Source organism: Streptosporangium sp. NBC_01810, from assembly GCF_035917355.1.
Lineage (GTDB): Bacteria > Actinomycetota > Actinomycetes > Streptosporangiales > Streptosporangiaceae > Streptosporangium.
Genome location: NZ_CP109070.1, coordinates 2,391,633 through 2,410,828 on the forward strand (window position 1 = coordinate 2,391,633; position 19,196 = coordinate 2,410,828).

Below are 19,196 nucleotides of genomic sequence, written 5' to 3' on the forward strand. Positions count from 1 at the left end.
CCGAGGTCGGGGCTTTCGTGATCGTGATCGTGGTCGAAGGGCCATCTTTACTGGCTTTCTACGTCATATGATCTCTCGGATCACCCCGAGATCACGAGGAAAGGACCCCTGTGACCGACAAGAGGGATGAGCGGGACGTCGGCATCGACACGACCAGGCCCAGCATCGCCAGGGCCTACGACGTCGTCCTCAACGGCAAGGACAACTTCGAGGTCGATCGGGCCTTCGTCGCGGAGATCGTGAAGATCGTCCCCGAGATCTACGACGTGGCGACCTACAACCGTCAGGTCCTCGGCCGGGGGGTGCGGTTCCTGGCGAAGCAGGGCATCACCCAGTTCATCGACCTCGGCTCGGGGTTGCCGACCGTGGAGAACACTCACCAGGTCGCCCAGGGCGTGAATCCCGAGGCGCGGGTCGTCTACGTCGACAACGACCCGATGGTGCTGGCCCACGGCCGGGCGCTGCTGGCGGAGAACGACCGTACGGCGATGGTCACCTCCGACCTGCGTGACACCGAGGCGATCCTCGCCGACCCGGCGGTCAAGCGGCTCATCGACCTCGACCGGCCGGTGGGCGTGATGCTGGTCGGGGTCCTGCACCACCTGCACGACGACGACGACCCCCGGGGAATCGTCGAGACCTACATGGCGGCGGTCCCGTCGGGCAGCTACCTCTTCATCACCCACTTCTGCGCCTCCAGCCAGGACTCCCGTGACGCGGAGCAGAAGTACCTCGCGCTGCTCGGCACCGGCCGGTTCCGGACGCCGGAGGAGATCACCGCGTTCTTCGACGGGTTCGAGCTGCTCGAACCGGGCGTCGTCGCGCTGCCCCTGTGGCGACCCGACGGGCCGATCCCGGCGCAGCTGACCGTCGGCCAGCGGCTCATGTACGGCGGGATCGCCTACAAGCGATAGTCCCGCGGATGCCCCGGTCGACCTTCGCGCCAGGCATACCGGGGACGAGATCCAGCCCCATGTCGCACTCGTTCGCCGGTTGATCGGTGGCTCACCATCGCCCCTGCCGGTCGTAGCCGGCCAGGCCCACGGCGATGTCCGGTGCCTGGTCGAGGCAGGCGGCCAGAACGACGGCGTCTTCCAAGCCTGGCAGGCGCCCTGCCCCGCCACGCCGGCGGGAAGGCCACGCCGAGAGATTTTAAATCTACATTGTAAAGGTCGCAGGCCGCAGGGTGACGGTAACGACCCGCACCGTCCCCTGCGGCTCGCGCGGTCTGGTCGGCAAATCCAAGTTGAGAATCAGCTTTTGGTGCAGTCATCCCTTTTTCGGTACCCTCGGTTCTCAGGTCGAGAGGCGCTGCAACGGACTCAGGTCCGCCACGCTCGGCCTCGATCGTTCACCAAGGGCGCCTCCCACAGTGGGAGGTGGTCTGGTGGACAGGTCCTTGAACAACGGCGACGAGCACGGGCGTGACAGCGGGGCGTGTCGCGGAAACGGCACTCCAGCAGCCGACGGCGGCGCACAGGCCCTGCGAGAGCTGCTGGACCGGCGGATCGCGGTGCTCGACGGGGCCTGGGGCACGATGCTGCAGGGCGCCTCGCTCACCCCGGCCGACTACCGTGGGGAGCGGTTCGCAGAGCACCCGCGTGACGTGACCGGTGACCCTGACCTGCTGAACCTGACGCGCCCCGACGTCATCCTGGACATTCACCGTCAGTATCTCGCGGCGGGCGCGGACATCACCACCACCAACACCTTCACCGCGACCGGCATCGGCCAGGCCGACTACGGGCTGGAGTCGCTGGTACGGGAGATGAACCTGCGGGGCGCCCAGCTGGCGCGTCAGGCCGCGGACGAGGCGGGCGGGCGTTTCGTGGCCGGCTCGATCGGCCCGCTGAACGTCACGCTGTCGCTGTCCCCGCGCGTCGAGGACCCGGCCTACCGGGCGGTGTCGTTTGACGAGGTCCGTGCCGCCTACGCCGAGCAGATCCAGGCGCTGGCCGACGGCGGGGTCGACCTGCTGCTGATCGAGACGATCTTCGACACGCTCAACGCGAAGGCCGCGATCGCCGCCGCGCGCGAGGTCGCCCCGCACCTGCCGCTGTGGATCTCGGTGACGATCGTCGACCTGAGCGGGCGCACGCTGTCGGGGCAGACCGTCGAGGCGTTCTGGAGCGCGATCCGGCACGCCGAGCCGCTGGTGGTCGGCGTGAACTGCTCGCTGGGCGCCGAGGAGATGCGCCCGCACGTCGCCGAGCTGTCGCGCCTGGCGGGCACCTACACGGCCTGCCATCCCAACGCCGGTCTGCCCAACGCGTTCGGCGGCTACGACCAGACCCCGGCCGAGACCGCGGCGCTGCTCGGCGAGTTCGCCTCGTCGGGAATGGTCAACGTCGTCGGCGGGTGCTGTGGGACCTCGCCGGGGCACATCGAGCGGATCGCGGCCGCCGTGTCCGGCCTCCCGCCTCGCGAGATCCCGGCACCGGCGGCCCGTACCCGGTTCAGCGGCCTGGAGCCCTTCGAGATCGGCCCGGACACCGGGTTCGTCATGATCGGGGAGCGCACCAACGTCACCGGTTCGGCGCGTTTCCGGCGCCTGATCGAGGCGGACGACCACCAGGGCGCCGTCGACGTCGCGCTGGAACAGGTGCGCGGTGGGGCCAACCTGCTCGACGTCAACATGGACGCCGACCTGCTCGACAGCGTGCGGGCGATGACCACCTTCCTGAATCTGATCGCGACCGAGCCTGAGGTCGCCCGTATCCCGATCATGATCGACAGTTCGCGGTGGAGTGTGCTGGAGGCCGGGCTCAAGTGCGTGCAGGGCAAGGGCGTCGTCAACTCGATCAGCCTCAAGGAGGGCGAGGAGCCGTTCCTGGAGCAGGCGCGGATCATCCGGGACTACGGTGCCGGCGTGGTGGTCATGGCCTTCGACGAGCAGGGGCAGGCCGACACCGTCGAGCGTAAGGTGTCGATCTGCGCCCGCGCCTACGACCTGCTGACCCAGCAGGCCGGGTTCGCCGCCGAGGACATCGTGTTCGACCCCAACGTGCTCGCGGTCGCCACCGGCATCGCCGAGCACAACGGCTACGCGAAGGCGTTCATCGAGGCGCTGCCGCTGATCAAGCAGCGGTGCCCGGGGGCGCGGACCAGCGGTGGCATCTCCAACCTGTCGTTCTCCTTCCGGGGCAACGACGTCGTGCGCGAGGCGATGCACTCGGCGTTCCTGCTGCACGCCGTGCGTGCCGGTCTTGACATGGGCATCGTCAACGCGGGGCAGCTCGCGGTCTACCAGGACATCCCCGCGGACCTGCTCGAACTCGTCGAGGATGTGATCTTCGACCGGCGCGAGGACGCCACCGACCGGCTCGTCGCCTTCGCCGAGACGGTGAGCGGGTCCGGCACGCGTCGGGTCGTGGACCTGTCCTGGCGGGACGCGCCGGTGGAGCAGCGGCTGGCGTACGCCCTCGTGCACGGCATCGTCGACTTCATCGAGGCCGACACCGAGGAGGCCCGGCAGCGAAAGGCGAGCCCCCTGGAGGTGATCGAGGGGCCGCTCATGGACGGCATGAAGACCGTGGGCGACCTGTTCGGCGCGGGGAAGATGTTCCTGCCGCAGGTGGTCAAGAGCGCGCGGGTGATGAAGCGCTCGGTCGCCTACCTCGAGCCCTACATGGAGGCGGAGAAGGAGCAGGCGCGGCTGGAGGGACGCCTCGACACCGGTCGCGGTCAGGGAAAGGTGGTGCTCGCGACCGTCAAGGGCGACGTGCACGACATCGGCAAGAACATCGTGGGCGTCGTCCTCGGCTGCAACAACTACCAGGTCATCGACCTCGGGGTGATGGTTCCGGCCTCCGTCATCCTCGACACCGCGATCGCCGAGGGCGCCGACGTCGTCGGGCTCTCCGGGCTGATCACCCCGTCACTGGACGAGATGGTCACCGTCGCCGCGGAGATGCGGCGCCGCGGGCTGAAGCTGCCCCTGCTGATCGGCGGCGCCACGACGTCGCGACAGCACACCGCGGTCCGTATCGCCCCCGCCTACGACAACACCACGGTCCACGTGCTCGACGCCTCCCGCGTCGTCGGCGTGGTCTCCGACCTGCTGGACACCGAGCGGGCCGGAGAGCTGGACGCGAGCAACCGCGCCGACCAGGAGCGCCTGCGCGAGCAGTACGCGAGCAAGCAGCGCACCCCGCTGCTGACCGTCGCCCAGGCGCGCGCGAACCGTGAGCGGGTCCCGTTCGACGACCTGCCCGTCCCCGACTTCACCGGCGTCCGCACCGTGCGGCCGGACCTGGCCGCCCTCCGGAAGATGATCGACTGGCAGTTCCTCTTCCTGGCCTGGGAGCTGAAGGGCAAGTACCCGGCGATCCTCGACCAGCCGGTGGCCCGCGAACTTTTCGACGACGCGAACACCCTGCTCGACCAGATCATCGCCGAGGGCCACTTCCAGGCCCTGGGCGCCTACGGCTACTGGCCCGCCCACTCCGAGGGCGACGACATCGTCATCGACGCCACGCTCGACGGCGTGCTCGATACCGTGCTCGACGACGGTACGGCGGGTGCGAACGGTCTTCGCCTGCCGATGCTGCGCCAGCAGACGGCCAAGCCCGAAGGACGGCCCAACAGGTGTCTCGCGGACTACCTGGCTCCGGCCGGGGATCACCTCGGCGGGTTCGCCGTGACCGTCCACGGCGCCGAAACCCTCTCGGCCACCTACGAGGCCCAGAATGACGACTACCGGGCGATCATGGTGAAGGCCCTCGCCGACCGCCTGGCCGAGGCGTTCGCCGAGCACATCCACCTGCAGGCGCGGCGGGCCTGGTACGAGCCGGACGCCGACCCCCGCATCGAGGACCTGCACGCCGAGCGCTTCCGCGGCATCCGCCCCGCGCTCGGCTACCCCGCGAGCCCGGACCACAGCCAGAAGCGGGACCTGTTCGGCCTGCTCGACGCCGAGCGGATCGGCATGGGCCTGACCGAATCCTTCGCGATGACCCCCGCGGCCAGCGTCAGCGGGCTGCTCTTCGCCCACCCGTCGTCGCGGTACTTCACCGTGGGGCGCGTCGGCAGGGACCAGATCGAGGACTACGCCCGGCGGCGGGGCCTCGACCTCGCGGAGGTCGAGCGCTGGCTGCGCCCCAACCTCGCCTACGACCCCGAATGATCCGAACCGGCGGCCGGCGTCGCCTGTGACCGGTCTCGACACCGCCGTCGAGCACTTCACCGCATTTCTTTATCTTTGCGGCCTGGTGCTGATAACAGATCGGTAAGACCGTACTGTCATGTGCCGCATACAGTGTGTGATTTTTGCCAGGCTAGGGGAGGTCGGACGCGATACGGGAGGCGAGATGTACGGTGAGCACGATCGGACTCACGGCCACGGCCTCAACGCCAGACCGCGAGGACGCATGCCGTACAGCGACTCGCGGCTCCGGCCGGCAGATCCTCCGCACTCCGCCGGGCCCGCGACCCTTCCCGAACCCGATGGACGGTGGCAGGAGGAAGCACCGACACCCCACGGGATCGCGCGGCACGGGAAGGACGAGCAGGCGGACGAAGAGACCGCCCGGCCACCGGCCCGTCATTCCTGGACATACCTCGACAGCAGGCCTTTCTCCATGCCGCCGCCGCCCAGCCCCTGGCAGCGGCCGTGGTCGAGGCTCTCGCGCGACCAGCTCCTGGGGCCGGCGCTGGTCGCCGGGTTCCTCGTCGCCGCAGGGGTCGGCGTCTGGTCGTCCGGCTGGTCCCCGTGGGCCGGGACGCCCACCGCGAGCAGGGCGCCGGCGCCTCCCGCGGAGCGCCTCCTCGCGGATCACGACATGGTGATCACGCCACCGCGAGCCCCGGCGGCGGCCGGGGCCCCCGCGGGAGAGCGGAAGGCTCCGGTGGGCAGGGGAAGGGGGCCGCACCGTGACCCGGTGCGGGTCCTGCCGGCTGAGCGGGCCCTTTCCGGCACCGCCGGCGGTTCCCGGAACGAATGGGTCAAGCGAGTCAAGCGGAACCGCGAGAGCCGGGAGGACCGGGGCTCCGCGCGGGCCGGCGCCACGCCGGTGACCGGCAACGCCAGGCAGGCGAACGGAAGCACCGGCCAGGGGGTCGGCGACGCCGCGGGGAACACCGCGAACACCCTCGGGAACGCGGGGAACGCGGGGAACGCGGGGAACGCGGGGAACGCGGGGAACGCGGGGAACGCGGGGAACACCGCATCGAGGCGGTCGCGCCCCGGGGCGCGGAAGGCACGGTCGCAGTCCCGTACGACCAGGGCGGGCGCACCGGTCACCAGGTCGCCCTCGCCCTCGGTGTCCAGGAGCCGGCCGTCGGATCCGGGTGCCGGGGGCGGGAGCGCCGCCGGAATCAGCGCCGCCTACGCCTGCCGCCACCTGCCCCCCGGCGACTGGCGCTACGCCTACTGCGTGCGGGTCTGGAACGACTACAAGAGCAGGAACGGCCTGCCCTAGCGAGCCGGTCGGGAGATCGGCTCGCCGCCGACGGGATACGTCGGCGGCCGGGTGTGGGACCGGGCCGCCCGAACAGGCGAGGTCGGCATCGCCCGGTAGCACCGCATGTCTTCCCGAACCGTCGACGGCGGGAACGCGGTACGTGCACCGAGGGCCACGCGGTGGAGGGCGGCCGTCGGGAGTGGCGAATTGTGGCCGATGTCCCGGCTGGGACCGCGGGGGTGCGCGGGGCGCACGATCCTTGGTGTGAACTTGAGGTATCCCGGCGATTACTCATGGTCATCGCGGTGCATGAGGTCCCGTGCAGATCAACCCTCAGCACTAACGGGAGTACCCATGCACATCCGCATCGCCGCGACGGGGCTCGTCGCCGTCGGCCTTCTCGCCACCCTGGCCACCGCAGGTGTCGCCGCCACCACTGCCACCGCCACTGCCGCCACCGCCGCGGTCGTTCCCGCTCCGGCCGCGTGTGCCCAGGAGCATCTCGCGCTGCTGGACGCCGAGGACGCCATCGCGGGCGTCGAGGCGGTCCCGGAGGTCAAGGTCGCCCATGACGCCTTGGCGAAGGCCGGCGCCGCCGCGGACGTGGACAAGCTCTCTTCGAAGACGGCCCCGCAACCGCTCGGGGCAGGCGCGCCGGAGGCGGATCCCGCCACCGCGAAGGCAATGGAGGCGTACAACGCCGCCGGGGCCAAGTATCTGCAGGCGCGCGACGCGGCGCTCTCGAAGGTCGCGCCACTGCACCGGAGCTCCAGGGACGCGCTCAAGAAGTGCCTCAAGGTCGGCTCCGCCTGAACCCGATGACACAGGCCGGCGTCCCCCAAGCCGTGACCAGGGCGGATGGCCCATGGTGGCCGGGGACTCCGGCGGGAGGTGACACAAGCCGGTACAGATCTTCTGCCTCCGTGACGGGGAGGATCGCCCCGCCCTCCGCCACATGACCACTTCGCACCGGAGGGCGGAGCCTGAGGAGGCGCCGGAGTCCGGGCGGCCACACCGGTATCGCCCGGGCCTGTCGCGCCTCTTTGTGTCCTTCCGGTACCCCTCGTGGTTCCGGTTGCGTCGTTCGGCGTGAATACGGATGTCCGGTCGCGGTAATCTCCAACAATCCCGCAAGTGGCGCCGTGTTCGGCTGCGCACGCAAAATAAGACTGGACATCCCATGATAAATACTGCTGAAATGGTGTTTTTCGTGAATAAGTAATTCACCCTACGCAAGGGGCAGTCGGACACTCCCTGATGGTGGCGCATGGACACTGCTCTGTCGTTTCGCGTTCTCGGTCCACTTGAAGTCCTGGTAGGTGAGCAACGGGTCTCGATCGGAGGGTCACGCCAGCGAATTATTCTCGCCACGCTCATCCTGCGCGCGGGGCGGGTCGCCCCCGTCGACCTGCTCGCCGGGGCGATATGGGGTGAGCGCCCGCCGCCCACCGCCCGCAGCCAGGTGGTCATCTGTGTCTCCGGGCTCCGCCGGGCCTTCGTGGAGGCGGGCGCCCCGGCGAACCTGCTCGGTACCTCCTCGCCCGGGTACATCCTGCAGGCCGACCTCTCCCAGGTCGACGTCCTGCTCGCCGAGCGCCTCGCCGCCAAGGCGAGGGCCGCGGAGAGCGCCGGCGACCTCTCCGGCGCCGCCCGGCTGTTCGCCGAGGCGTGCGGCCTGTGGCGCGGCCCGGTCCTGGCGGGTATCGAGAGCGCGTTCGTCGAGTCCGAGGCGCGACGGCTGGACGATCGCCAGCTGACGCTGACCGAGGAGCGCGTCCAGCTGGAGCTCGCACTCGGCCGGCACCGGGAGCTGATCGACGACCTCGCCGTCTTCGTCGACGCCAACCCGCTGCGCGAGCGGCTGCGCGCCCAGCTGATGCTGGCCAGATACCGGTGCGGGCGGCGGGCGGAGGCGCTGGACACCTACCGGATCGGGCGGATGCACCTCGTCGAGGAGCTCGGCATCGAGCCGGGCACCGAGCTACAGGTCCTGCACGACGCCATCCTGCGCGACGCCCCCGAGCTGACCCCGGCACCCGCCCGGGTGACCGTTCCCGCCTCCGTTCCCGCCTCCGTTCCCGCCTCCGTGCCCGTCTCCGAGGCCGCCACCGGATCGGAGCTCGCGCCCGCGGAGCCGGTGGCCCCGGTCGAGCACGGGGTGGTGCCCGCGCAACTGCCCGCGGACGCGCCCTGCTTCGTCGGCAGGACCATCGAGATCGCCGAGTTGGACGCCCTGCTGGACAAGCGGATCGGCCAGGGGCTGCTCACCATCGCGCTCATCACCGGGGTGGGCGGGGTCGGAAAGTCGGGGCTCGCCGTGCACTGGGCGCACCGGGTCGCCTCCCGCTTCCCCGACGGCCAGCTCTTCGTGAACCTGCGCGGCTACGACCTCAACGCCCAGCCGCTGGCCCCCGGCGCGGTCATGGACCGCTTCCTGCGGGCTTTCGGCATCGCCGGCGAGCGCATTCCCGAGGATCTGGACGAGCGCGCCGGCCTGCTGCGCACCGTCATCGGCAGGCGCCAGGTGCTGCTGCTGCTGGACAACGCCCGGGTCATCGACCAGGTCAGGCCGCTGCTGCCCGGCTCCGGCACCTGCTGCGTGATCGTGACCAGCAGGGACCCGCTGGGCGACCTGGCCGCCAGGGAGGGGGCCAGCGTGATCCATCTGGAGGTGCTGGGCGCTGCGGACTCCGCCGCGCTGCTCGCCGGGGTCGCCGACTCCGTGGTCATGGACGAGGACCCCCAGGCCGCCGCGCTGCTCGGCGAGCTGTGTGACGGGCTGCCGCTGGCACTGCGGATCGTGGGCGCCCGCCTCACCACCCGCTCGTACTGGACCCCGGCCCGCCTGGCCAAGCGTCTCGCCGACGAGCGGCGCCGGCTGGACGAGCTGAGTTACGGCCAGCTGACCGTACGGGCCAGCTTCGCCCTCAGCTACCGCGACCTGAGCTCCGAGGCGGCGCTGATGTTCCGCAGGCTGGGGCTGCTTGAGGCGCCCGACTTCGCCTCCTGGGCGGGCGCGGCGCTGCTCGACATCGACGGCCTCGACGCCGAGGACCTGATCGACCAGCTGGTGGACGCCCAGCTCGTCGAGGTGCTCGGTCCCGACGGCGCCGACCAGGTCCGCTACCGCTTCCACGACCTGGTCCGGCTGTATGCCAGGGAGCGGGCCCATGAGGAGGAACCGCCCGAGGACCGGCTCGCCGCCGTCACCCGCGCCCTGAGCTGCTGGCTCGTGCTGGCCGAGGAGGCACACCAGCGGGAGTACGGCGGGGCCTTCACCCAGCTGCACGGCTCGGTGCCCCGGTGGCGGCCGGCCGACACGGACGAGCTCCTGGAGCGGCCACTCGACTGGCTGGACGCCGAACGCGGCGCTCTCGTCGCCGCCGTCTCCCAGGCCGCCCACCTCGGCGCGTCCGAGCTGTGCTGGGACCTCGCCGTCACCGCCACCACCCTGTTCGAGGCCCGGAGCCACTTCGATGACTGGCGCACCACCCACGAGACGGCCCTCGCCGCCGCTCGCCGGACCGGCGATCTGCGCGGTGAGGCGGCCGTTCTCTGCTCGACGGGAAGCATGTATCTCTTCCAGCAGATGCCGGAGCGGGCGGGCGAGTGCCTGTGGGCGGCGCGTGAGCTGTTCGAGCGGCTCGATGACTCGTACGGGATGGCGCTGGCGCTGCGCAACATCTCACTGCTGGACCGGCTCGCGGGCCGCTTCGACACGGCGCTCGAGGGGTTCCTCACCGCGAAGAGGATCTTCGCCGCGGTCGGGGACCGCTTCGCCGAGGCCCACGTGCTCGGGGGCATCGCCCAGGTCCACGTTGACCAGGGGAGAGCGGAGCTCGCCGAGCCCCTGTTGAGACAGGCCCTGGAGGTCTTCCGGCAACTGGGCAGTGAGCGGGGTCAGGCGCAGATACTCAACAGGCTGGGGGAGACACTGCTGCGCCAGGACAGGCCAGGGGAGGCGGAGGCGACCTCCCGGGCCGCGCTCGCCCTGGTCAGGGAGCGGCAGGACGGCATCGGGCAGGCGTACATCCTGTGTGGGCTGGGGGAGATACAGGTCCGCCAGAACCGGCTGGAGGCCGCCGTGGAGAGTCTCGACGAGGCGCTGGCCATCGCCCAGGAGGTGCGCGAGCGCTTCGTGGAGGCGCGGATTCACCTGGCCTTCGGCCAGTTGCACGCCCGGCGCGGCCGGTTCGACGAGGCGGTGGCCCATCTGCTTGAGACCTTCGAGATATCCACCGAGCTGGATACCCGGCTGTGGCGGTTCAGGGCACTGTCCGCGCTGGGGGAGGTGTTCCTCCTCAAAGGGGACGAGGCCGCCGCCTCCGATGCGCTGAATCGCGCCCTGGATTGTGGCACCGATACCGATTCCGAGGATTACCGGCGAATCAGGGCGCGACTGGCTACTTTATCGGGAATTTCTGCTGAATCATCAGGTCCATGTGCTGTCGCCGGTGATGTGAGCGACTGATGACGCTGCGGTGATCGTACCCTGAACGACGGCCACAGGCAGGGTGAAGAGCGCGGCACTGGCGGTGACCTTCGCGACCCAGGTAATCCACCGAGACATTTTCTACCTCATTCATCCGTGGTGTTTTCTTTCCTTCTTCCGTTCTGTGACAAACGTAGAATGGGACGCGATCGAGTCGATATCACATCGGCTACCGCTCGATATCCGGGGTCGCGTCGCGCATCAGCACCGCCGTGAGCAGCACGTCCGCTCCCCACGCCAGGTGCTCGGGGGCGGTGTACTCCCCGGGGGCGTGGCTCACCCCGCCCCTGCTCGGCACGAATATCATCCCGACGGGCGCGATCCGCGCCACGATCTGCGCGTCGTGGCCGGCGCCGCTGGGCAGGCGGTGGTAGGGCAGGCCCTGCCCGGCCGTGGCGCGGGCGATGAGCTCCCGCAGGCCCGCGTCGCAGTCGACCGGCGCGGTGCGCGCGCCGGGGACGACCGTGACGCGGGTGCCGGTCGCGCCGGCCACCTCGGCGGCGACCTCGGCCAGCCGCGTCAGTGCCGCGTCCAGTGCCCCGGCCGAGGTGTCGCGGAACTCCACCCCGAGCCGGACCCTGCCGGGGACGACGTTCCACATGCCGGGCTCGACGGCGCATGTCCCGGTGGTGGCGCGCAGCACCAGTCGCTCGTCGGCGGCGATGGCCCGCACGGCCAGCACCAGCCGGGCGGCGCCGTCCAGCGCGTCCGCCCGGTGCTCCATGGGCGTGGTGCCCGCGTGCCCGGCCACGCCGTCGACCGTGATCGAGACGTTCACCCGCCCGGTGATCGTCTCCACCACCCCGATCGGTACGCCCAGGCGTTCCAGCACCGCTCCCTGCTCGATGTGCAGCTCCAGGTAGGCGGCGATGTCGCGGGGTGACCAGGCCGCCTCGGCCAGCCGGTCGGCGTCGCCCCCGACCGCGGCCAGCAGGTCGGCGACCGGGACGCCGCGATCGTCCAGGGCGCGCGCCGCGCCGGGCGGCAGCACCCCGGCGAAGCCGTGCGAGCCCAGCATGCCCATCGTCCCGTGGGCGCCCTCCTCGTCGCAGAAGGCCACCACCACGAGCGGGTGGTTCAGCCGCACGCCCTCCTCGTGCAGGGTCCTGGCCACCTCGATGCCGGCCAGCACCCCGTAGGCCCCGTCGTAGGCGCCGCCGTCCGGCACCGTGTCGATGTGCGAGCCCAGGACCAGCGCGGGCGCCCCCGGTGCGGCGCCGGGGCGGCGGCCGATCAGGTTGCCGGCCGCGTCGATCCGCACGGCCAGGGCGGCCTCCTCCATGAGCCGCGCGACGTAGGCGCGACCCTCCACGTCTCCGGGGGTGAACGCCAGCCGCGTCACCCCGCCGCCGGGCACCGCGCCGATGGCGCCGAGCCTGGCCACCTGCTTCACCAGACGTCCGGCGTTGACACGGGGCCGGGTCCCCTGCAGGACGGTCATGGCGTACGCAGGGATTTAGGGCGCATGTCTGTCCAGACCTGCTCGATGCGGGCCAGGCAGTCGTCCCGGCCGCCGAGGGTTCCGGTGGCGGTCCACCCGGCGGGCAGGGCCCGGTCGTGCGGCCAGATGGAGTACTGCTCCTCGTGGTTGACCACCACTACGTAGGTGCTCACGTCAGACCTCCAGGTCACCGATCGTGGTCGAGTCGTCCCGCACCGCGTCCGTCCGGGAAGGACGGCACCGCCCGCGCGGTACGCCGTGTCATCTCGCAAGGGGAAGGCCGGGGCCGGACACCAGGGCGGTGATCGACCGCTCCAGTTCGCCGGCCATCGCGGCGACCGTCTCCGGAAGGAACAGCGCCGTGTCGTACTCCAGGACCGCGCGCGCGTGGCCGCCCAGGTCGGTGACCTCCAGGGCCAGGTCGAACTGCGAGGTGCCCAGCGGCATGACCAGCCGGTCGGCCGTCACCCCGGGCAGCCGGTCGTCGGCCGACTCCAGCAGGCGCCGGTCGTGCAGGGTGAACAGCACGTCGAACGGGCTCCTGCGGTCCCTGCCCAGCTCCGCGGTCAGCTTCGACAGCGGCAGCTCCTGGTGCTCGTAGGCGCCCAGCAGGCTCTGCCGGACCCGGTCGACGACCTCGGTGAAGGTGTGCGCCTCGGCCAGCGGGGTGCGGACCGCCACCGTGTTGACGAAGTGCCCGATCAGGTCGGCGACCTCGCTTCTGGAGCGGCCGGACACCACCGAGCCGACCGTCACGTCCCAGACGCCGGTGCGGCGGGCCAGCCAGACCTTGAAGGCGGCCAGGTAGACCATGTGCGGCGTGGTGTCGGTGGCGCGGCACAGCCCGCGTACGTCGACGGGCAGTTCGAAGGCGTGCTGGGCGCCCTGGAACAGCGGCCGTCTGGGGCGGGGCAGGTCGGGGCGGAGCGCGGTGCGCGGTGCGCCCGCCAGCTGCTTTCGCCAGTAGTCCACCAGGCCGGACAGCCGCTCACCGGTCAGCGACTCGCGTTCCCAGACGGCGAAGTCGACGTACTGGGTGCCGGGCGGCGCCGGTTCGGCCGAGCCCTCGACCCGGTTGCGGTAGAGGGCGCACAGCTCCCGCCAGAAGATCGCGGTCGACCAGCCGTCGAAGACGATGTGGTGCGCCAGGACGAGCAGCACGTGCTCGGTGGGGGAGACCCGGTACAGCACGGGCCGCAGCAGCGGGCCGCCGGCGAGGTCGAACGGTCTGCGGTACTCCTCCAGGATGAGCCCGGCGGCGTCGGCCGTCTCCACCACCGGCAGCGGCACCGGCGCCGGGTCCGCCACCCGCTGCACCGGCCCCTGCCTGGTCGTCGTGAACGTGGTGCGCAGCGACTCGTGCCGGGCGACCACCCGCCCGATCGCCCACTCCAGCGCCTCGACGTCCAGGTGTCCCCGGAGCCGGAACGCGTGCGGCGCGTTGTAGGCGGGGCTCGCCGGGGCCAGCTGGTTCAGCACCCACAGGCTCTCCTGGGCGTGGGAGAGCGGGTATCCGGCGCCGGGCGTCCTGGGCAGCGGGCGGGGCCCGGTCCCGGCGGGACCGGCCAGCCAGGCGGCCAGCTGGGCGGCCGTCAGGTGGTGGAAGACGTCGGAGATCGACACCTGCACGCCCAGCCGGTCCTGGATCCGCATCGCCACCTGGACCGCGGCCAGCGAGTGGCCGCCCAGGCCGAAGAAGTCGTCGTCCGGGCCGATCTCACCGGGTTCCAGATCGAGTACCTCACTCCAGACGGCGGTGACGACATCCAGCAACTCGGCCGGAACCCGGCCGGTCGTGCCCGTGTTCCCGGTCGCGACGCTCTCCCCGGCCGGGGCGCCCGCGCGCGGGGCCGGACCGTGCGGGATCGCCGGGGGACTCACCACCGCGGCGGCCGGGTCCCCGCTCGGTACTCCGGCACCGGGACGGGGCTCCCACGGGAACGCCGCCACCGGACGGCCGGGGTCGCCGGCCGCGAAGTCCAGCACCCGCAGGTAGCCCTCGGCGAGCCAGGCGATCGTGTCCGCGTCGAACAGATCGGTGTTGTAGCGCAGCAGGCCGGAGATCTCGCCGTCCGCGGCGACCAACTCCAGCTCCACGTCGAAACGGACGGTCCGCTGGTCGAGGGGGTAGGTCGACAGGGTCAGCTCGCCCAACCGCAGCAGCATGCCCCGCTCGCCCGCCGAGGAGGCGCCCAGCGGCGACGCCGCCTCGGGGGACTCGGTCCGGACGATCTCCCCCCGGTGCGAGGCGCGCAGCGTGAACGCCACGTCGAACAGCGGGGAGCGGCTGGGGTCGCGGTGCGCGCCCAGCCGCTCCACCAGCAGCGGGAACGGGTAGTCCTGGTTGTCCAGGGCGCCGAGCACCGCCCGCCGGGTGCGGTCGAGCACCTGCGAGAAGCCGGGGTTCCCCGACAGGTCGGCGCGGAGCACGACCGGGTTGACGAAGTAGCCGGCGACGTCGGAGAACTCCGGGCGGCTGCGCCCGGAGGTCCAGGTGCCGAGCAGGAGGTCCCGCCGGCCGGAGGCCCGGCCCAGCAGCACCTGGAAGGCGGCCAGCAGCGTCGTGTACAGGGTGGCCCCGCCGCCCGCGGCCAGCTCCCCGACCGCCGCCGACCGCTCGGCGCCCAGCCGGAAGGCGTGCGAGGCGCCCCGGAAGGTCTGGTCGGCAGGGCGCGGCCGGTCGGCGGGCAGCGCCGGCCCCGGCGGGGGATCGGCCAGCAGCTCCGTCCAGTACGCCGCCATCCTGGCCCCGTCCGGCCCGGCCAGCATCGCCGCCTGCCAGGCCACGAAGTCGGCGTAGGTCGCGGCGGGTGGCGCGCAGGTGGGCTCGGAGCCGCCGCGCAGCGCCGTGTACGCCTGCCCCAGCTCCTCCAGCAGCGCGAACAGCGACCAGCCGTCGATCGCGATGTGATGGGTGACCCAGAACAGCACGGGCGCCGCCGCCGGGCGCCGTACCAGCACGACCCGCAGCACCGGGCCGCGCTCCAGGTCGAACGGGCGGGCCGCCTCGGCGCCGAGCAGGGCCGCGAGGTCCTGGTCGGATGCGAGGGCGACGACGCGGAAGTCCAGCTCCCCCTGCGGGGCGACCCGCTGCACCGGCATGCCCTTGACGTGCCCGTACGTGGTGCGGAAGATCGGGTGCCGCGCCACCAGCCAGGCGAACGCGCCGCGCAGCGCCTCCGGGTCGGCCTCACCGTGCACCGTCCAGGCGAACGGCATGTTGTAGGCGACGCCGGCCTCGCTGCGCATCCGGTCCATGAACCACAGGGACTGCTGGCCGTAGGAGAGCGGAAAGGGTACGGCGCCCGATTTCATCAGCTTGGCGAGCAGGGCGCGCTTGTCCGCCTGGGACAGCGGCGCTCGGGTCTCCATCGAGGTCCTCCAGTGGGGGTCAGGTCGCCGGGACGGTCAGGCGCTCGACGAGGGAGACGGCCTCCTCGGGGGAGGTGACGGAGTGGAACATCGGCTGCCCGGCCCGGGAGATCAGCTCGAACCGCCGCAGGGTCTCGACCAGGCTGATGAAGCCGTCCCAGACGCCCTCGGCGTTCACGATGACCAGCGGTTTCTCGGACATGCCCAGGTAGGTGGCGGAGATCACCTCAAGGATCTCGTCCAGCGTCCCGTAGCCTCCGGGCAGCGCGATGAAGGCGTCCGCGCCGCGCAGCATGTGCTCCTTGCGCCGGTGCAGGCTGTCGGTCAGGTGCGTCTCCTGCGCCGGAGCGGCGATCGCCTGCTCCCGCTCGTACAGGAACCGGGGGATGATCCCCCGGATGGTCGCGCCGGTCTCCGAGGCGGCCCACGCCACCTCGCCCATCAGGCCGGAGCCGCCACCGCCGTAGATCAGGCGGTGGCCGCGCTGCCCGATGAGCCTGCCGGTCGCCCTGGCCATGTCGACGATGACCTGTGAGTTGCTTCGGCCCGCGCCGCAGAAGACGCAGATCTCCAGTGGTTTGCCGCCCCCGCGCACACCCGCGCCGGGTTGGAGGATCGTCGAGGTCATCGTTGTCTCCCTAGGAGGACCGGTAGCGCGTGATCGCCGGCAGGTGCCGTTCGCGGAGTTCGTGGTCGCGCACGCCGAGACCCTCGGCGGGGGCGAGGCAGAGCACGCCGATCTTGCCCTGGTGGGTGTTGCGGCGGACGTCGTGCACGGCCTCGGCGCTCTGCTCCAGGGCGTAGGTGCGCGACAGGGTCGGGTGGACGCGTCCCCGGATGACGAGCCGGTTGGCCTGCCAGGCCTCGTGGTAGTTGGCGAAGTGCGTGCCGACGACGCGCTTGAGGCTCATCCACAGGTAACGGTTGTCGAAGGAGTGCATGAACCCGGTGGTGGAGGCGCAGGTCACGACCGTCCCGCCGCGCCGGCAGACGTAGACGCTGGCGCCGAAGGTCTCCCTGCCGGGGTGCTCGAACACGATGTCGGGGTCGTCGCCGCCGGTCAGCTCGCGGATACGGCTGCCGAAGCGCCGCCATTCGGCGACGTCGGGGGTGTGCTCGTCGAGCCAGAAGGAGAACTCCTCCGCGGACCGGTCGATGATCAGGGAGGCGCCCGCCTTCCTGGCCAGCTCCGCCTTCGCGGGGGAGGAGACGACGCAGATCGGGGTGGCGCCGCCGTTCAGCGCGTACTGGGTGGCGTAGGAGCCGAGCCCGCCGGAGGCGCCCCAGATCAGCACGGTGTCGCCCTGCTTCATGGCCGCGCCGTTGCGCGAGACCAGCTGCCGGTAGGCGGTGGAGTTGACCAGCCCGGAGCAGGCGGCCTCCTCCCAGGTCAGGTGGGCGGACATCGGCATCAGCTGGTTGGCCTTGACCAGTGCCAGCTCCGCCAGGCCGCCGAAGTTGGTCTCGAATCCCCAGATCCGCTGCTGCGGGTCGAGCATGGTGTCGTCGTGCCCCTCGGGGTCCTCCAGCTCCACCGACAGGCAGTGCGCGACGACGCGGTCACCGGGCTTCCACTTGGTGACGCCGGGGCCCACCCGCAGTACGACGCCGCTGACGTCGGAGCCGAGCACGTGGTACGGGAGGTCGTGGCGGCGGGCCAGCTCGCTGCGGCGGCCGTAGCGGCGCAGGAACCCGAAGGTGGGCACCGGTTCGAAGATCGCCGACCAGACGGTGTTGTAGTTGACCGAGCTGGCCATCACCGCCAGCAGCGCCTCGCCGGGACCGACCTCGGGGGTGGCGACCTCCTCGATGTGCAGCGATTTGCGCGGGTCCTTGTCCTCGCCGCGCATCCCGGCGAACATGTCGACCTCGTCGGCGTGCACGGTGACGCCCCAGTAGGACTCCGGTACGGCCAGCGCTTCGAAGTGGCCGGGGTCGCTCTCGCCGGACAGGATCGCGTCTCGGATCGCGGTGGTCATCGAGCTGCCTCCAGGGCGAGTCGGTCGAGCTTGCCGTTGGGGTTCAGGGGGAGGAGGGGAACGGTGCGGAACCGGGCGGGGACCATGTGCGCGGGCAGCCGCTCGCCGCACAGGGAGCGCAGCTCGCGGGGGGAGAGCGGGGTGCCGACCAGGTAGGCGACGATCAGCGGCTCGCCGCCGGGCGGGGTCCGCACGATCACGGCCGCGTCGCTCACGCCGGGCGTGCGCCGCAGCACGGCCTCGATCTCGCCCAGCTCGACGCGGAACCCGCGGATCTTGACCTGGGAGTCGATGCGGCCCAGATACTCGAAGGCCCCCGACTCCAGCTGCCGTACCAGGTCGCCGGTGCGGTACCAGCGCCGCCGGCCGTCGCCCAGGTCGGCCACCGGGAACTTCTCGGCGTTGAGCGCCGGGCGGCCGACGTAGCCGGTGGCCAGGGCGGTGCCGCCCACCCACAGTTCGCCCTCGGTGCCGGTGGGCACCGGGTGGCCGTCCGCGCCGACGACGGCGGTGCGGACGTGGCGCAGCGCCCGGCCGATGTTCGTGGGCCCCGAGGTGTCCTCCACCATCGCGCGGTCCACGACCGTGCAGGTGGAGAAGACCGTCGTCTCGGTGGGACCGTAGATGTTGACGATCTGTTCGCGCCCGCCGGTCAGGTCCATCCAGGCGCGGATGGTGTCGCGGTCGATGGCCTCGCCGCCGAAGATCAGGTAGCGCAGCGCGAGCGGCCGGGGGCTCTGCTCCATGGCCCAGGCCAGATACCTGAACATGCTGGGCACCTGGCAGAGTACGGTCACCCGCTCGGTGTCCAGTGTCGTCAGCAGCAGCCGTGGGTCGCGCCCGGCCGCGACCGGGATGGCGACCACGCGCCCGCCGTGCAGCAGCGCCCCCCACATCTCCCAGATCGAGAAGTCGAAGCAGTGGCTGTGAAACCAGCTCCACACGTCGCCGGGGCCGAAGGAGAACCGTTCGCGGGCGGAGCGGAACAGCTCCAGCACCGCGCCCTCAGGGGTGGCGACGCCCTTGGGGGTCCCGGTCGAGCCGGAGGTGTAGATGATGTGGGTGGGGATCTCACCGGAGCGCTCGACGGGCGGCAGCACGTCTCCGGTCGCCCCGGTGATCTCGACCCTCGGCACCCCGGCGAACGGCCATGGCCCGTCCGGGTCGGCGCAGATCGCGCGCAGCTCGCTGTCGCCGGCCATGAACCGCACCCGCTCGGCGGGGTAGTCGGGGTCGAGGGGGACGTAGGTGCAGCCGTGGCCGATCACCGCCACGATGGCGGCGACGACCCGCCAGGAGCGCCGCATGAAGATGCCGACCCGGTCGCCGGGGACCAGTCCCAGCTCGTCGAGCGAGCGGCGGATCTCGGAGGCGGCGCCCGCCAGTTCCGCGTAGCTCACGGATCGGTGTTCGTCGGTGACGGCGAGTGCGCCGGGCCGCCGCCGCACGTGCTCGTAGAAGGCCGAGGCCAGGGAGCCGAATTCTTCGTCCACAGATCAGGACGATCTCCA

11 protein-coding genes and 1 riboswitch are annotated in these 19,196 nt (G+C 71.5%); of the genes, 5 read left to right on the top strand and 6 right to left on the bottom strand.

Annotation, left to right across the window (positions count from 1 at the left end; all coding sequences use genetic code 11):
• The first annotated feature begins 110 nt into the window (after positions 1-110).
• The 5 genes from OIE13_RS10880 to OIE13_RS10900 all read left to right on the top strand — a co-directional run bounded on the left by OIE13_RS10880 (position 111) and on the right by OIE13_RS10900 (position 10,872).
• Positions 111-914 carry an SAM-dependent methyltransferase gene (locus OIE13_RS10880; RefSeq protein ID WP_326640499.1) on the top strand — a complete coding sequence of 268 codons (804 nt, stop codon included), beginning with the start codon at positions 111-113 and terminating at the stop codon, positions 912-914.
• Positions 915-1,297: 383 nt separating this feature from the next.
• Positions 1,298-1,372: riboswitch (S-adenosyl-L-homocysteine riboswitch) on the top strand.
• A gap of 15 nt (positions 1,373-1,387) precedes the next feature.
• The gene (gene metH / locus OIE13_RS10885; protein ID WP_326640497.1) at positions 1,388-5,125 is read left to right on the top strand and encodes a methionine synthase; all 3,738 of its coding nucleotides are present in this window, start codon (positions 1,388-1,390) and stop codon (positions 5,123-5,125) included.
• A 244-nt stretch (positions 5,126-5,369) separates the two neighbouring features.
• A complete protein-coding gene (locus OIE13_RS10890) occupies positions 5,370-6,419 on the top strand; it encodes a hypothetical protein (protein ID WP_326640495.1) in 1,050 nt (349 codons plus the stop codon).
• A 336-nt stretch (positions 6,420-6,755) separates the two neighbouring features.
• Positions 6,756-7,214, top strand: coding sequence for a hypothetical protein (locus OIE13_RS10895; RefSeq protein ID WP_326640493.1), 459 nt, complete (start codon positions 6,756-6,758; stop codon positions 7,212-7,214).
• Positions 7,215-7,668: 454 nt separating this feature from the next.
• Positions 7,669-10,872: an AfsR/SARP family transcriptional regulator gene (locus OIE13_RS10900; RefSeq protein WP_326640491.1), complete on the top strand. Its 3,204-nt coding sequence runs from the start codon at positions 7,669-7,671 to the stop codon at positions 10,870-10,872.
• 190 nt (positions 10,873-11,062) lie between these two features.
• Here OIE13_RS10900 and OIE13_RS10905 read toward each other — a convergent pair whose 3' ends face one another.
• The 6 genes from OIE13_RS10905 to OIE13_RS10930 all read right to left on the bottom strand — a co-directional run bounded on the left by OIE13_RS10905 (position 11,063) and on the right by OIE13_RS10930 (position 19,178).
• The gene (locus tag OIE13_RS10905) at positions 11,063-12,334 is read right to left on the bottom strand and encodes a Zn-dependent hydrolase (protein ID WP_326640489.1); all 1,272 of its coding nucleotides are present in this window, start codon (positions 12,332-12,334) and stop codon (positions 11,063-11,065) included.
• Complete coding sequence (locus tag OIE13_RS10910) at positions 12,331-12,507, bottom strand: MbtH family protein (RefSeq protein WP_326640487.1); 177 nt, start codon at positions 12,505-12,507, stop codon at positions 12,331-12,333. The genes OIE13_RS10905 and OIE13_RS10910 overlap by 4 nt, the downstream gene beginning before the upstream one ends.
• A gap of 88 nt (positions 12,508-12,595) precedes the next feature.
• The gene (locus OIE13_RS10915) at positions 12,596-15,706 is read right to left on the bottom strand and encodes a condensation domain-containing protein (RefSeq protein ID WP_326640485.1); all 3,111 of its coding nucleotides are present in this window, start codon (positions 15,704-15,706) and stop codon (positions 12,596-12,598) included.
• Between the two features lie 19 nt (positions 15,707-15,725).
• Entirely contained in the window at positions 15,726-16,334 is a 609-nt protein-coding gene (locus OIE13_RS10920; protein WP_326640483.1) for a TIGR00730 family Rossman fold protein, read from the bottom strand.
• Between the two features lie 10 nt (positions 16,335-16,344).
• A complete protein-coding gene (gene ccrA, locus OIE13_RS10925; protein ID WP_326640481.1) occupies positions 16,345-17,685 on the bottom strand; it encodes a crotonyl-CoA carboxylase/reductase in 1,341 nt (446 codons plus the stop codon).
• Positions 17,682-19,178 carry an amino acid adenylation domain-containing protein gene (locus OIE13_RS10930; RefSeq protein ID WP_326640479.1) on the bottom strand — a complete coding sequence of 499 codons (1,497 nt, stop codon included), beginning with the start codon at positions 19,176-19,178 and terminating at the stop codon, positions 17,682-17,684. Before OIE13_RS10930 ends, ccrA begins: the two co-directional genes overlap by 4 nt.
• Between the last annotated feature and the right edge of the window lie 18 nt (positions 19,179-19,196).

Excerpts from the sequence above, each read along its gene's own strand:
- OIE13_RS10890 (WP_326640495.1), top strand. The coding sequence starts at position 5,370 with ATGCCGTACAGCGACTCGCGGCTCCGGCCGGCAGATCCTCCGCACTCC.
- OIE13_RS10895 (WP_326640493.1), top strand. The coding sequence starts at position 6,756 with ATGCACATCCGCATCGCCGCGACGGGGCTCGTCGCCGTCGGCCTTCTC.
- OIE13_RS10900 (WP_326640491.1), top strand. The coding sequence starts at position 7,669 with ATGGACACTGCTCTGTCGTTTCGCGTTCTCGGTCCACTTGAAGTCCTG.
- OIE13_RS10905 (WP_326640489.1), bottom strand. The coding sequence starts at position 12,334 with ATGACCGTCCTGCAGGGGACCCGGCCCCGTGTCAACGCCGGACGTCTG.
- OIE13_RS10915 (WP_326640485.1), bottom strand. The coding sequence starts at position 15,706 with ATGGAGACCCGAGCGCCGCTGTCCCAGGCGGACAAGCGCGCCCTGCTC.
- OIE13_RS10920 (WP_326640483.1), bottom strand. The coding sequence starts at position 16,334 with ATGACCTCGACGATCCTCCAACCCGGCGCGGGTGTGCGCGGGGGCGGC.
- ccrA (WP_326640481.1), bottom strand. The coding sequence starts at position 17,685 with ATGACCACCGCGATCCGAGACGCGATCCTGTCCGGCGAGAGCGACCCC.